The sequence below is a fragment of the Micromonospora halotolerans genome, assembly GCF_032108445.1.
Classification (GTDB): Bacteria; Actinomycetota; Actinomycetes; order Mycobacteriales; family Micromonosporaceae; genus Micromonospora; species Micromonospora halotolerans.
The window spans coordinates 3,450,951-3,464,475 of record NZ_CP134876.1; the positions used below are offsets into that span (position 1 = coordinate 3,450,951).

The window sequence follows — 13,525 nt, forward strand, 5'->3', positions numbered from 1 at the left end:
CTTCACCTATGAGCGTTCGGCGGCGATGCCTGCTGCCTGCGCTCCGCTGTCGTCCGTCCGGGTGGCCCTTGCCGCTCGACCGTCGACTCCGCAGGTGCACCAGGCCCAGGTTCAGGCCGAGCTGAACCGGACCGTGGCGCCGCTGGCGGGGATCGAGGGGACCAGTGGCTTCACGGGCATGGGCATCGATGGCGCCAAGAAGCGCACGGATGTCCGCGGCGTTCCACCTCGAGGTAGACCGGTCTGATCCACCAGACCACCGGCTCACCTCGAGGCCGCGGAACCCGCATACCGGGATCCGCGGCCTCAGTTTTTTTGCACCGCCGTAGTGCCGTCAGAAATGCGATCCACGAGATCGAAGTGAGAGAGAGGTGACCGGAGGATGAGTCTGGCGTTGGCCCCACTCGACGTGAGCGTCGAGGTGGAGGCGAACCTGCCCTGCCGGAAGTTCGACCCCGACCTGTGGTTCTCCGACTCGCCTGCCGAGCTCGAGCTGGCCAAGTCGCTCTGCGGGGACTGCCCGCTGCGCGTCGAGTGCCTCGCCGGCGCGGTGGAGCGGTCCGAGCCGTGGGGCGTCTGGGGCGGCGAGATCTTCGAGCGTGGCGCGGTCGTCCCGCGCAAGCGGCCCCGTGGCCGTCCGCGCAAGGAGGACCTCGCCCGTGACGCCCAGCTCCGGGTCGAGGCGGAGGCGCGACTGGCGGCCAGTGGGCTGTCCGAGTCGCGGAACTCCGTCCGGCTGGCAGCCTGACACAACCCCGTTCCGCACGTCCCCGCCGGCGATCGTTACCGGCCCGAACGAGAAAGCCGAAACCCATGCTGCACCTGCCGAATGGAACCGAGATGCAACTACTCCACGAAGCGTTGTCCCGGGCTCGAATGCGCCGGCCTCAGGCCGGCACCACCACGAGCACTGAGGCAACCCGTTCCGCCCGTACCGTCGCCATGCGTGGCCGCAGCCAGTCGGCCCGCGACCTGGGCGCTCTCTAGATCCCTACACCACAGAAGGGGCGGTGACCGGATGGTCACCGCCCCTTCGGCGTGCGCGTCGGTCAGCTCACCGGGGCGAAGCCGGGCAGCCAGCGCTCCAGGATCGCCCGGTAGGGCGCCTTCGCCTCCAGCTGGCAGAGCACCCCGATCGAGCCCAGCGTCACCCGGTGGATCATCAGGTACGACGGCGGCAGGTTGAGCTGCCGGCTGAGCTGGTAGGTGGGGGAGCGCGGGCTGGCCAGCCGGGCCGCCTGAGCGCGCAGCCAGGCCCGGGTGAACCGGAACTCGTCCGCGGCGATCGGCTCCAGCATCGGGCGGAGGAAGTCCAGCACCCCCTCGGCGTCGATCGGCTCCGTGGTGCTGACGAAACCCTCCTCGCGCAGCCCGGCGACCACCGCGTCGGCGTCGTCGCGCAGCGCCAGCGCGGCGATCCGGCCGATCGGCTCGGGGGTCCCCTCCGGCATCCGGGCCACCGCGCCGAAGTCGATCACGCCGAGGCGGCCGTCGGGGAGCAGCCGGAAGTTGCCCGGGTGCGGGTCGGCGTGCAGCAGCCCGGCCCGCATCGGCGCGGAGAGGTGCAGCTCGGCCATGAGCCGCCCGGCCTGGTCGCGCTGCTCCTCGGTGCCCTCGCGGATGATCTGCGACAGCGGGGTGCCCTCGACCCATTCGGTGATCAGCACCCGGGGCGCGGCGTCGAGCACCTCGGGGATGTAGATGTCGGGATCGCCGGCGTACGCGGCCGCGAAGGCGCGCTGCGACTCGGCCTCCAGCTCGTAGTCCAGCTCCTCGGTGATCCGCTCACGCAGCTCGGTGAGGAGCGGCTTGACGTCCAGCCCGGGCTGGATCGCGCGGAACATGCCACCCAGCCGGGACAGCTGCTTCAGGTCCGCGAGCAGGGCGTCCCCGGCGCCCGGGTACTGGATCTTCACGGCCACGTCCCGGTGGCGCGGGCCGCCGTTCGGCCCGTACCCCGGGTCGCGCCAGACCGCGCGGTGCACCTGGCCGATGCTGGCGGCGGCGGCCGGGGTGTCGTTGAACTCCACGAACCGGTCCCGCCAGTCCGGCCCGAGCTGCTCGGCGAGCACCTTGTGCACGGTCGCCGCGGGCAGGGGCGGGGCGGCCTCCTGGAGCTTGGTGAGCGCCTGCCGGTAGGGTGCCGCGATCTCGTCCGGCAGCGCCGCCTCGAAGACCGACAGGGCCTGCCCGAACTTCATCGCCCCGCCCTTGAGCTGCCCGAGCACGCTGAACAGCTGCTCGGCGGTGCGCTGCTGGATCTCGGCGGAGATGACGTCGGACGCGAGCCCGGTGACCCGCTTGCCCATGCCGAGGACGGTCCGACCGGCGAAGCCGAGCGGCAGAGCGGCGAGCTTGGCGGTCCGGGACACGGCCCGGCGCGGGATGTCGGTCACCCGGTCATTGTTACCGACTCGGCGGGCCCGTTGCTGCTGTGCGGCCGGGAGCGGGTGCGGCAGACCGGATCGAGCGACGGCCGGAGCACCCGCAGGAGGGGTGCGGCGGCCACCGGCGATGCCGGAAGCGGCCGACCTGCCCGATTTCGACCGCGCAGCCGAGCGTTTCCGGGGTGCCCCCGTCGAGGTGGGTCAACGCCTCGGCCGCCGCGTAGGCCGCCGCGGCCAGCCGGGTGGTGGTCGCGCAGGCCCGGTCGCCGTCACCGGCCGCGAGCTGGGCGGCGAGGGCCGGCCAGTCCGGGTCGCGGTCGGTCCGGTGCAGGTCGAGGCAGCGCAGGCAGGGGCCCACCGGCGGGCGGACCAGCGGCCCGATCACCGGCACACCCCCGCGCAGGTCGACCAGGAGGTGAGGCTGGCGGCGGCGCGCGTAGCCGGTGGCGAGCAGGGCCGCCGGGCGGTCGACGCCGAGCTGGACCACCAGGTCGGCCCGGCCCGGCCGCAGGGGCGTGGTCGTGGTGCCCGGCGCGCACCGGGTCAGCGCCGCGCGCACCGCCGGCGCCAGCGGACGGCCCAGCTCGGCGCCGGTCAGCCCGGTGCCCACCAGGTCACCGGGGCGGACCGGGCCGGCCAGGTCGGGGACGACGTGTCCGACCCCGGCCTGCGCCAGCGCGACCGCGATCGCCGCGCCCAGCCGCCCGGCGCCGGTGACCAGCACGCGCGCCGCCCGGCGGCGGCGCAGCAGCCGGGCCGGCGTGCCGGGCAGGGCGGGCGCGGCCAGGGCCAGGGCGTCGGCCTCCCCGGCGAGCCGGGCCCGGACCGGCCCGGTGAGGTCGCGGGGGAGCAGGCTCTGCGCGGGTACGACGAGAGCGGCGGCCCGGAGCGTGTCGAGCAGCAGCCGGGCCTCGGCCGGCGGGACCCGCGCGGCGGTGGCGGCCGCGAGCACGGCGCGCTCGCTCCGGGTGCCGTCGAGCAGGTCGAGCAGGCGGGCGGCGCCCGGGCTGGTCAGCTCCAGCAGCACGGCCGGGCCGGGCTCCACCCCGAGCTGGAGGGTGTGCCGGTCCCGCCACAGCCGGGTGAGGCCGGGCAGCAGCGTCGGACGGGCGAGGGGAACCGGTTCGGTCACACCACGAATCGTGACCGTGCCCGCGCTCTCCGTCGATCGTTGTCCACAGGTGCGCCGGGCTGTGGCCAGCGTTGTCCACAGGAAAACCCGGGTTGTCCACAACCGGCCGGTAGTCGGTGTCGGGTAGACGACGGGGGAGGGGTGGCCGTTGCCACCCCTCCCCCGTGCGACCCGGACGGGTCAGACCTTGGCCTTGCCGAGGATGCGGTTCACTGTTGTGCCGCACACCGGGCACTTGCCCTTGGCCATGTTCATGCCGGTCTTCGAGACCTCCACGCGGCCCTCGAAGTCCCGCTTCTCCTTGCACTTCACGCAGTAACCGTTGTAGGTCTGGGCCTGGTCGGCCACGGTAGCCCTCCTCGTCTCGTCCACCGGACGCCTCCGGCGGGTTTCCCTGCGGCGGGCCACGGGTGGCGCCGGCGCCGGGGGGTTCTCCGCGATCACGCACGTGACCGCTGGTTGGCGGACCCTACCCAGGTCTGGGCGGTTCCATGTCAGCTGTGCGTCGACTCTGTGAGCAAGTTGACGTCGAGAGTGTGCATGCCGCGTTACGTCGGATAAGTCAGTTTCGCGGGGACACGCCGGGTGAATGCCCTCAGATCCCCCTTCGGGGCGGCCCCACCGCGACAGCTCGTCCGTAGATCACCTAACGTTGACAGGGGCCCGCAGGTGATGGTCAACTGCCGCCGCAAAGAAATTTTTCGGGACTCCTGACGACCAACCGCCATTTTCCGGGCGCGTGTCGCCGTGTTGACTCTTGCGGACTCCTGGTCAGTACGCATTAGCTTTCCCTCGTGACAGTCATCCGAGGCTGCGCGGACCAGTGATGGCCGGGACGCGGAAGCCCGTCGTCGAAGTACGGCGCAGCCAGCGCCGGCGACGCACGGTGTCCGCGTACCGCGACGGTGAGCGCGTCGTCGTGCTCATCCCGGACCAGTTCTCCCGTGCCGAGGAGAGCGAGTGGGTCGACCGGATGCTGGCCCGGCTCGCCGCCCGCGAGGGCCGGCTCGCCCGCTCCGACGCCGAGTTGCTGGCCCGGGCCGCCCGACTGATCAGCCTCTACCTGCCCGAGCACGCGCGGGCCGCCGCCCCGGCCAGCGTCCGCTGGGTGACCAACCAGAACGGCCGCTGGGGTTCCTGCACCCCCGCCGACCGCACCATCCGGATCTCCCACCGCATCCAGGACATGCCCGAGTGGGTGATCGACTACGTGCTGCTGCACGAGCTGGCCCACCTCATCGTGCCCAGCCACAACGCCCAGTTCTGGGCCCTGATCGCCCGCTACCCGAAGAGCGAACGGGCCCGCGGCTACCTGGAGGGCGTGGCCGCCACCTCCGGCGTCCCCCTGACCGACTGACCCCACCCGCCCCCGGGCCCCAGGGCCGCCCTTTGCGCTGTCGATCATGAGGTTAGCGGCGCGATTCGCCCCGTTTGCCGGGGCTAAACCTCATGATCGACGAGGCGCAACGAAGCGCGACGAGGCGGACCGGCGGTTCGGTGCGACGGGCGGCCGTGGGTGGCGGGTTAGGGTCGTCGGGTGGCTCGACGTGTGGTGGTGGCGCTGCTCGGCCCGGTCCGCTGGACGCCTCCGGGGATCGATCCGGCCCGGTGGCGGAGTGCGCTCGCCGAGGACGTGGTGGACCTGCTGGCCACGCTCAACGAGGTGGAGACCGCCGTGGCGGTGACGCCGGAGGACCGCTGGTTGGCCGACGCCGTGGTCTGGCCCGGCACGGCCGTGTACGAGGTGCCGGAGCCCACCGCCGGCGCGGTGTTCGCCGCGCTGGCCGGCTACGACCAGGCGGCCGTGGTGGTCGCCGACGCGCCCGACGTGCCGGGGCTCACCCTGGGCAAGCTGCTCCGGCCGCTGTCCAGCCGGCCGGTCGCGGTCGCACCGGTCGAGGGGAGCGGCGCGGGGCTGCTCGGGGTGGCGGCCCGGCTGCCCGTGCCGGACTGGCTGCCGGCGCTCGACCTGGACACCGCCGCGCCGGCCGAGGTGCGTGCCGCCGCACCGCGCCCGGGGGACGTGGCGGTCACCGCCGGCTGGCGGCGGCTGCGCGGCCCGGCCGACCTGGCCACCCTCGACCCGGCCTTCGAGGGCTGGGAGGCGACCCGGGCACTGCTCTCCGGCCGGCCCGGCTGACGGGCACCCGCAGAAACGCCGGGGCCCGCACGAGTGCTCGTGCGGGCCCCGGCGGACGTGCGACGTCAGGACTTGTCGTCGTCCTCGCCCCGGGCCTGCTCCTCCGGCGCACCGGGCGCGGTGAAGTCGAAGTTCGCCAGCTCCTCGTCCAGGTCGCTGGTGGTCGCGGCGAACGCCTCCGGGTTGGCGAAGTCCTCGTCCGACGGGAGCAGGTCGGGGTGGCCCCACACCGCGTCCCGGCCGGCGATCCCGCGGTGCTCGGTGAGCGCCGACCAGAGCACCGTCGCCTCGCGCAGCCGGCGCGGCCGCAGCTCCAGGCCCACCAGGGCGGCGAAGGTCTGCTCAGCCGGGCCACCGGCGGCCCGGCGGCGGCGGAACGCCTCGCCGAGGCGGACCACGTTCGGCAGCCGGTCGCCCGCGGCGCTGTCCACCACGTGGCACACCCAGCCCTCGACCAGGGCGAGCACGGTCTCCAGCCGGGCCAGCGACGCCTTCTGCGCCGGCGTGTCCTCGGGCGTGAAGATGCCCTCCAGGGCGATGGCCTGCATCGACTCCGGGTCGGTCGGGTCGACCCGGCCCATCGCCTCCTCGATCGCCTCCCGGTTGACCCGGATGCCCGCGGCGTAGTTCTCGACGGCGGCGAGCACGTGCCCGCGCAGCCACGGGACGTGCTGGAAGAGCCGCTGGTGGGCGGCCTCGCGCAGGGCCACGTAGAGGCGGACCTCGTCCTCGGGCAGCTCCAGGCCCTCGCCGTACGCCCGGATGTTGGCCGGGATGAGCGCGGCGGTGCCGGCGGGGCCGAGCGGCAGGCCGATGTCGCCGGCGGAGAGCACCTCGGCGGCGAGCGAGCCGAGTGCCTGGCCGAGCTGGCCGCCGAAGAGCGCGCCGCCCAGCGTGGCGACCATCGACTGCATCGGGCCGAGCTGGGCCCGGGCCTCCGGCGGCACCAGGTCGCCCATGGCGCCGACCATGCGGCTGGCCACCGGGTCGCAGAGCTTGCGCCACACGTCGAGGGTCTTGTAGATCCACTCGTTGCGGTTCCAGGCGACCGAGGTGCGGATGCCGGTGGGCCACGAGGTGGCCGGCTCCAGCCAGAGGTCGGCGATGCGCAGCGCCTCCTCCACCGTGTTGCGTTCGAACGGCGAGACCGCCGGGTCGCCGGCGGCGGCGAGCTGGCTCGCGGCGACCTGCCGGGCGAGGTCCCAGTTGACCGGTCCGCTGCCCGGCGCGGAGAGCAGGTGCTGCAACTGCGACATGAACTGCTGCATCTGCGCGGGATCGTTGGGGTCTGGTGGTTGCCCACCCGGGAGCGCGAAGCCGAACGGAATATCAGGCACGACGTCTACGGTACGCGGGCCGCGCCGCAGGTCGCGCGCGTCGGCGTTGCGCTGAGGGCGAAGTCCTGCGGTCACCGCGCCGGACGTTCCGGGCCGGATCGGTACGCTCTGGCGCATGAGACGTCGCGGCGTGACCGTACTCCTCGGTGCACTGCTCACCGCCCTGCTCAGCGTCGGCGTGCTGAGCGTGCCGATCCCGTACGTGGTGCTCGGTCCCGGCCCGACGGTCAACACCCTGGGCAGCGAGAACGGCAAGGAGATCATCCAGGTGACCGGCCGGGCGACGTCCACCTCCGCCGGGCAGCTCCGGCTGACCACGGTGGGTGTGCAGCCCACGGTCCGGCTGCGCTCGGCGCTGGCCGGGTGGTTCTCCTCCGACGAGGCGGTGGTGCCGCGCGAGCTGGTCTACCCGCCGGGGGAGTCGCAGGAGGAGGTCGAGCAGCGCAACGCCGAGGACTTCCAGAACTCGCAGACCAGCGCCGAGACGGCGGCCCTGCGCGAGCTGGGCTACCCGATCCGCGTGCTGGTGAAGACGGTCACCGCGGGCGGCCCGTCGGTCGACGTGCTCAAGCCCAACGACGTGATCACCTCGGTCGACGGGCAGCCGGTGTCCAGCGCGGCCCGGCTCACCGAGCTGATCCGCGCCAAGCCGGCCGGCACCGAGCTGAAGATCGGCTACACCCGGGCCGGTGCGCCGGCCACGGCCACGGTCCGAAGCCGTGAGCAGGACGGCCGGCCGCGAATCGGCATCGAGATCGACCAGCAGCAGCCGCACCCGTTCACCCTCAAGATCGACCTCGGCGACATCGGCGGCCCCAGCGCCGGGCTGATGTTCGCCCTGGGCATCGTCGACAAGCTGGAGCCGGCCGACCTGACCGGCGGGAAGGTGATCGCCGGCACCGGCACCATCGACGACGAGGGCCGGGTCGGCCCGATCGGCGGCATCGCGCAGAAGCTGGTCGGCGCCAAGCAGGCCGGGGCGAAGGTCTTCCTGGTGCCCGCCGACAACTGCGCCGAGGCGGTCCGCAACCCGCAGCCCGACCTGCCGCTGCTCAAGGTGGCGTCGCTGGACGACGCCTTGACGGCCCTGGAGAAGCTGCGCGCCGGGGGGCAGCCCACCCGCTGCTGACCGGGCGCGCAGGGCCGCCGGACGATCGTGACGTGACCTTGACCCGTCGTGTTCAGGAACACCCCGTACTCTGGGTGCCTGGTCGGAGCCGATCACATCGAGCGTGCGGAGCCAACAGTGGTCATGCGTAGCAGCCCCCTTCCGAGGATGAGCCGGCGCGGACGCGTCACCATCGGAGTTCTGATCGGGGTGTTCGTGCTCTTCACCCTGCTCGGGTGGGGGGTCAACGCGTGGACCGACTGGCTCTGGTTCGACGAGGTCCGCTACACCCAGGTCTTCACCGGCGTGCTCGCCACCCGGCTGCTGCTGTTCCTGGTGATCGGGCTCGGCATGGCGGTGATCATCGCCGGTAACCTCTGGCTGGCCCACCGGCTGCGGCCGCAACTGCGCCCGCACTCCGCCGAGCAGGCCACGCTCGAGCGCTACCGGATGCTGCTGAGCCCCCGGCTCGGCACCTGGATCGCCCTGGCCTCCGCGGTCATCGGGCTCTTCGCCGGCCTCTCCGCGCAGAGCCGGTGGGGCCAGTGGCTGCTGTTCCGCAACGGCGGCAGCTTCGGCGTGAAGGACCCGGAGTTCAACGTCGACATCGGGTTCTACGTGTTCCAGCTGCCGTTCTGGCGGTACCTGCTCGGCGTCGGCTTCACCGCGGTGGTGCTCGCCCTGCTCGGCGCGCTGGCCGTGCACTACATCTTCGGCGGGGTGCGGCTGCAGGGCGTCGGGGACCGGATGACCAACGCCGCCCGGGCCCACCTGAGCTCGCTGGTGGCCGTCTTCGTGCTGCTCAAGGCCATCGCGTACGTGCTGGACCAGCGGGCCATGCTGCTGGAGTACAACGAGGGCGCCAAGCTCTACGGCGCCGGCTACGCGGACATCAACGCGCTGCTCCCGGCGAAGGAGATCCTCGCCTGGATCGCCGTCGTGGTGGCCGTCGCGATCATCGTGTTCTCCAACGCGTGGATGCGGAACCTGGTCTGGCCCGGCATCGCGCTCGCCCTGCTCGGCGTCTCGGCCGTGGCGATCGGCGGCATCTACCCGTGGGCCGTGCAGACCTTCGAGGTCAAGCCGAGCGCCCGGGACAAGGAGGCGCCGTACATCGATCGCAGCATCAAGGCGACGAGGGCCGCCTTCGGGTTGACCGACACGAAGAACACCAACTACGCGGCGAACAACCTCGTCCCGCCCGCCAACCTGGCCACCGACACCTCGGTGGTGCAGAACGTCCGGCTGCTCGACCCGCAGCTGGTGTCCGAGACGTACACGCAGCTCCAGCAGGTCCGCGGCTTCTACGACTTCGGCCCGAAGCTGGACATCGACCGGTACGCGGCGGGCGGCAAGACCTCCGACTACGTGGTCGGCGTGCGGGAGATCAACTATGACGAGCTGACCCCGCAGCAGAGCAACTGGATCAACCGGCACACCGTCTACACCCACGGATACGGGCTGGTTGCGGCGCCGGCCAACCAGGTCTGCGGCAACGGCACGCCGTACTTCGTCTCCGGCTTCCTCGGTGGTGCCACCAAGGAGGAGGTGCAGGCGTGCACCTCGCCGACCGAGCAGATCCCGGCCCAGCAGCCGCGGATCTACTACGGCGAGCGCATGAAGGCCGACGACTACGCGATCGTCGGGCAGACCGGGGACCGCGACGTCGAGTTCGACAAGCCGACCTCCACCGGTGGTGAGCAGTACTACACCTACAGCGGCGAGGGGGGCGTCGAGATCGGCTCGTTCCCCCGCCGCCTGCTGTACGCGATCAAGGAGCAGGAGTCGAACTTCCTCCTCTCCGAGGCGGTCAACGACGACTCCAAGCTGCTCTACGTGCGTAACCCGCGGGACCGGGTGGAGAAGGTCGCGCCGTTCCTCACCCTGGACGGCGACCCGTACCCGGCGGTGGTGAACGGCCGGGTCCTGTGGATCGTGGACGGCTACACCACGGCCGCGACCTACCCCTACGCCGAGCGGGTGAACCTCCAGGCCGAGACGGCCGACGAGCTGACCGGCCGCGGCACGTTCCAGCTGGCCCGGGAGAACGTCAACTACATCCGCAACTCGGTGAAGGCGACGGTCGACGCGTACGACGGCACGGTGAAGCTGTACGCGTTCGACGACGCCGACCCGGTGCTCAAGGCGTGGAACAAGGCCTTCGGCGGTGACCTCGTGCTGCCCAAGGGCGACATCCCGCCGGAGCTGGCCGAGCACTTCCGCTACCCGGCCGACCTGTTCAAGGTGCAGCGCAACCTGCTCGCCCGGTTCCACGTCACCGACCCCGGCGACTTCTACTCCGGCCAGGACTTCTGGCAGGTCCCGAACGTGCCGGACGCCCCGGACAGCGGCGCGAAGCAGCCTCCGTACTACCTGTTCACCCAGTTCCCCGGGCAGGACGGGCCGCGCTTCCAGCTCACCTCGGCGGTCACCCCCAACCGCCGGGAGAACCTGGCCGCGCTGATCTCCGGGTCGTACGTGGACGGGCGACCCCAGTTGGAGGTGCTGGAGCTTCCGGACCAGACCCGGATCTCCGGGCCGGTCCAGGTGCACCAGCAGATGACGAACAACGGCGACATCCGGCAGCAGCTGAACCTGCTCTCCTCGGGGCAGTCCCAGGTGCAGTACGGCAACCTGCTGTCGCTGCCGTTCGGCGACGGGATGCTCTACGTCGAGCCCGTCTACGTGAAGAGCAACACCCAGAACGCGTTCCCACAGTTGCAGAGGGTCCTGCTCTCGTACGGCGACGGCGGCTCGTACGTGGTGCTGGCGAACAACCTCAGCGACGGCATCAAGCAGCTCGTCGAGCAGGGCAAACGGGCCCCCGGCGGCGCACCGCCGCCCACCTCGGGCGGCACGAGCCCGCCGACCAGCGGCACCACCCCACCGGTGCTCACCGGTGAGCTGGCCCAGGCGGCCGGCCGGGTGCAGAGCGCGATCACCGAGGTCAAGGCCGCGCAGGCGTCCGGCGACTTCGAGCGGTACGGGCGTGCGCTGAAGACGCTCGACGAGGCCATGGCCGCGTTCCAGGAGGCCCAGGCGGCGGCGAACTCGTCGCCCGGCCCGGGCCCCAGCGGCAGCCCACCGGCGTCGCCGCCGGCCGCACCCTCGTCGTCCCCGACACCGAACGGCTGACGCCGAGCCGACCACGCGAGCCCGTGGTCCGCGACCCCTGACGGGCGCGGGCCGCGGGCTCGTGTCGCAAACCGGACGGAACACCCGCAACCCCGTGCCCGCTTCCACCGTCATCAGAGCAGGTGGGCGTGAGGGGAGGCGGAGTCCAGATGCGCGATGTGAACACGTTCGACGACTTCTACCGCAGCACGTCGGGGCGGGCGCTCCGGTACGGCCGCGCAGTGGCTGACGACGCCGGTGACGCCCAGGACCTGGTCCAGGAGGCGTACGCCCGCGCGTGGCGGCAGTGGGGGAAGCTGGCCGACCATCCTGCGCCGGAGGCCTGGCTGCGTCTGGTGATCAGCCGGTTGGCCACGGACCGCTGGCGGCGGCTGCGCGGCTGGCGGCTCGCGGCCAGCCGTACCGGCCCGCCGGCCGACGTGGGGCCACCCGGCGAGGACACCGTGCTGCTGGTCGGGGCGCTGCGGCAGCTGCCGGCCCGACACCGGCAGGCCCTCGCCCTGCACTACCTGTTCGACCTGTCGGTGGAGGAGATCGCCCGGGAGGCGGGGGTCCCCACCGGCACCGTGAAGTCCTGGCTGTCCCGGGGCCGGGCCCGGCTGGCCGAGCTGCTGCCCGGCGTGGCGGCCGAGGAGCTGGAGGTCAACGATGTCGCGTGAACTGACCCGCCTCTACGGGGCGCTCGCCGTGGACACCGACGAGCGGGTGCTCCCGGCCCCGGACCGGGTGCGCCGGCGTGCCGACCGCCGGGCGCGGCAGCGGGCCGCCGTGGGCGCGCTGGCCGTCGCCGCTCTGGTAGCCGGCACCGTCGCCGGGGCGCAGCTGGTGCTCGCCGCCGGGCCGGACGCCGAACCGGCGCCGGCCACGACCACCGACAGCCCGTCGCCGTCGCCCACCCCGACCGCGCCGTCGCCGCCGCCGAGCCACACGTCTCCGGCGCCCTCCGCGCGTACCCCGGAGGCGCCGCCGAAGACGAGTGCCCGGCCGCCGGACCCCGGCCCGACGAGCATCCCGGACCGGGCCTTCTTCACCCTGGCCGCCGCGAACGACACGGGTATCGGCGACGAGTTCATCCCGGGACCGGTGCTGCCGGCGCTCTGCGGCGCCCGGCCCGGTGAGGCGGGGACGGTCACCCGCCGCGCCCGCAGCCTGGCGTTCAAGCTGACCGGCACCCCGAAGGGGTACGTCCCGGACGGAAGCTACCGGCACAGCATCACCGTCTACCGTCCGGGGCGGGCCGACGAGGCGCTGGCCGAACTGCGGGAGACCGTGCGTGACTGCCCCGAGCAGCCGGTCCCGGACGCGTCCGGGATGACGCAGCGCCAGCGCCTGCTCGGCGACAGCGGGTACGGCGACGAGTCGGTGCTGTTCGAGACCCGGACGCTGTCCCGGGACGTCAACGGGGACCCGACCGGCGGCGACGAGGTGCACCTGGTCCGCGCGATCCGCTCCGGCGACGTGGTCACCGTGGTCTGGGAGCAGGGTTGGGAGGGCACCTCGACCGAGCGCGCCCGGTTCGACGCGGACAGCCGCCGGGCGGTCGAGGCGATCCGGAGGTGGCTGGCCTGACGGCCCGTTTTGCGCCCCGTGGGCCCCGTGCGCTACGGTTAACGAGCCGACGCGGGGTGGAGCAGCTCGGTAGCTCGCTGGGCTCATAACCCAGAGGTCGCAGGTTCAAATCCTGTCCCCGCTACTCGTTCAACGAAGGGCCCCGGAGGGAACTCCGGGGCCCTTCGCCATGCCGGGTGCGGCCCGGCGTGGCGGATCGGGGAACCCGGCTGATCTCCACGGCGGGCATGAGATAGGCTGTACAAGCCGACGCGGGGTGGAGCAGCTCGGTAGCTCGCTGGGCTCATAACCCAGAGGTCGCAGGTTCAAATCCTGTCCCCGCTACTCGTTCACGAAAGGCCCCGGAGGGAACTCCGGGGCCTTTCGCTTTCTCCGGGCGACGTCATCCGGCCCGTCCGTCCTGCCGCTGTTGCGCTTCTCGGCAAGGATGGGTGCATGTCTGGTTGGAACAAGTGGTGGGGCCGCCTCAGCGCGGTCCTCGGTGCGGTCGTGCTCTCGGTGTTCGTGCCGGTCGCGGCCTGGGCCTCCACGGGCACGGGCGAGCTGGTGGTGGAGGCCGCCCGGCGGCGGTCCCGGGGTGGTTTCGGCTTCCTCGGGCTGCTCTGCTGCCTCGTGGTGGTCGTCGTGATCGTGCTGCTGGTGCTGCGCCTCATGCGGGGCCGGCGCGGCGGCCCGCCGCGCTGACGGGAACCGGTCCGCCCGCCGCGCCCCGGGCGC

At 72.8% G+C, this 13,525-nt stretch carries 13 protein-coding genes and 2 tRNA genes; 11 read left to right on the plus strand and 4 right to left on the minus strand.

Features of this window, described 5'->3' with window-relative positions; genetic code table 11:
* Window positions 1-25 precede the first annotated feature (25 nt).
* Both RMN56_RS16435 and RMN56_RS16440 read left to right on the plus strand, forming a co-directional pair.
* Complete coding sequence (locus RMN56_RS16435; RefSeq protein WP_376787324.1) at window positions 26-247, plus strand: hypothetical protein; 222 nt, start codon at window positions 26-28, stop codon at window positions 245-247.
* A 135-nt stretch (window positions 248-382) separates the two neighbouring features.
* On the plus strand, window positions 383-748 hold the full coding sequence (locus RMN56_RS16440; protein ID WP_151462818.1) for a WhiB family transcriptional regulator: 366 nt from the start codon (window positions 383-385) through the stop codon (window positions 746-748).
* Window positions 749-1,049: 301 nt separating this feature from the next.
* Here RMN56_RS16440 and RMN56_RS16445 read toward each other — a convergent pair whose 3' ends face one another.
* From RMN56_RS16445 to RMN56_RS16455, 3 genes are all read right to left on the minus strand, one after another.
* Window positions 1,050-2,396, minus strand: coding sequence for an ABC1 kinase family protein (locus RMN56_RS16445; protein ID WP_313724592.1), 1,347 nt, complete (start codon window positions 2,394-2,396; stop codon window positions 1,050-1,052).
* 10 nt (window positions 2,397-2,406) lie between these two features.
* Window positions 2,407-3,519: a TOMM precursor leader peptide-binding protein gene (locus RMN56_RS16450; RefSeq protein ID WP_313724593.1), complete on the minus strand. Its 1,113-nt coding sequence runs from the start codon at window positions 3,517-3,519 to the stop codon at window positions 2,407-2,409.
* Between the two features lie 180 nt (window positions 3,520-3,699).
* Window positions 3,700-3,867 (minus strand): DUF5679 domain-containing protein, encoded by a 168-nt coding sequence (locus RMN56_RS16455; RefSeq protein ID WP_012014940.1) that lies wholly within the window; start codon window positions 3,865-3,867, stop codon window positions 3,700-3,702.
* 478 nt (window positions 3,868-4,345) lie between these two features.
* Here RMN56_RS16455 and RMN56_RS16460 point away from each other — a divergent pair, with 478 nt between their 5' ends.
* Together RMN56_RS16460 and RMN56_RS16465 are read left to right on the plus strand one after the other, a co-directional pair.
* Window positions 4,346-4,876, plus strand: a complete 531-nt coding sequence (locus RMN56_RS16460; RefSeq protein ID WP_313724594.1) for a M48 metallopeptidase family protein — start codon at window positions 4,346-4,348, stop codon at window positions 4,874-4,876.
* A gap of 180 nt (window positions 4,877-5,056) precedes the next feature.
* Complete coding sequence (locus RMN56_RS16465) at window positions 5,057-5,659, plus strand: hypothetical protein (RefSeq protein WP_313724595.1); 603 nt, start codon at window positions 5,057-5,059, stop codon at window positions 5,657-5,659.
* A 65-nt stretch (window positions 5,660-5,724) separates the two neighbouring features.
* On the opposite strand, the gene RMN56_RS16470 is transcribed toward RMN56_RS16465, so the two are convergent.
* Window positions 5,725-6,927, minus strand: a complete 1,203-nt coding sequence (locus RMN56_RS16470; protein WP_313724756.1) for a zinc-dependent metalloprotease — start codon at window positions 6,925-6,927, stop codon at window positions 5,725-5,727.
* A 184-nt stretch (window positions 6,928-7,111) separates the two neighbouring features.
* Here RMN56_RS16470 and RMN56_RS16475 point away from each other — a divergent pair, with 184 nt between their 5' ends.
* The 7 genes from RMN56_RS16475 (at window position 7,112) to RMN56_RS16505 (ending at window position 13,492) form a co-directional block, all read left to right on the plus strand.
* Window positions 7,112-8,125 carry a YlbL family protein gene (locus tag RMN56_RS16475; protein WP_313724596.1) on the plus strand — a complete coding sequence of 338 codons (1,014 nt, stop codon included), beginning with the start codon at window positions 7,112-7,114 and terminating at the stop codon, window positions 8,123-8,125.
* A gap of 123 nt (window positions 8,126-8,248) precedes the next feature.
* Entirely contained in the window at window positions 8,249-11,239 is a 2,991-nt protein-coding gene (locus tag RMN56_RS16480; RefSeq protein WP_313724597.1) for a UPF0182 family membrane protein, read from the plus strand.
* A gap of 149 nt (window positions 11,240-11,388) precedes the next feature.
* Window positions 11,389-11,898, plus strand: coding sequence for a SigE family RNA polymerase sigma factor (locus RMN56_RS16485; protein ID WP_313724598.1), 510 nt, complete (start codon window positions 11,389-11,391; stop codon window positions 11,896-11,898).
* Complete coding sequence (locus RMN56_RS16490; protein WP_313724599.1) at window positions 11,888-12,808, plus strand: hypothetical protein; 921 nt, start codon at window positions 11,888-11,890, stop codon at window positions 12,806-12,808. Before RMN56_RS16485 ends, RMN56_RS16490 begins: the two co-directional genes overlap by 11 nt.
* A 50-nt stretch (window positions 12,809-12,858) precedes the next feature.
* Window positions 12,859-12,932: transfer RNA gene (locus RMN56_RS16495), tRNA-Met, on the plus strand.
* Window positions 12,933-13,058: 126 nt separating this feature from the next.
* Window positions 13,059-13,132 (plus strand) — tRNA-Met (locus tag RMN56_RS16500).
* A gap of 111 nt (window positions 13,133-13,243) precedes the next feature.
* Window positions 13,244-13,492 carry a hypothetical protein gene (locus RMN56_RS16505; RefSeq protein WP_262284856.1) on the plus strand — a complete coding sequence of 83 codons (249 nt, stop codon included), beginning with the start codon at window positions 13,244-13,246 and terminating at the stop codon, window positions 13,490-13,492.
* Window positions 13,493-13,525 lie beyond the last annotated feature (33 nt).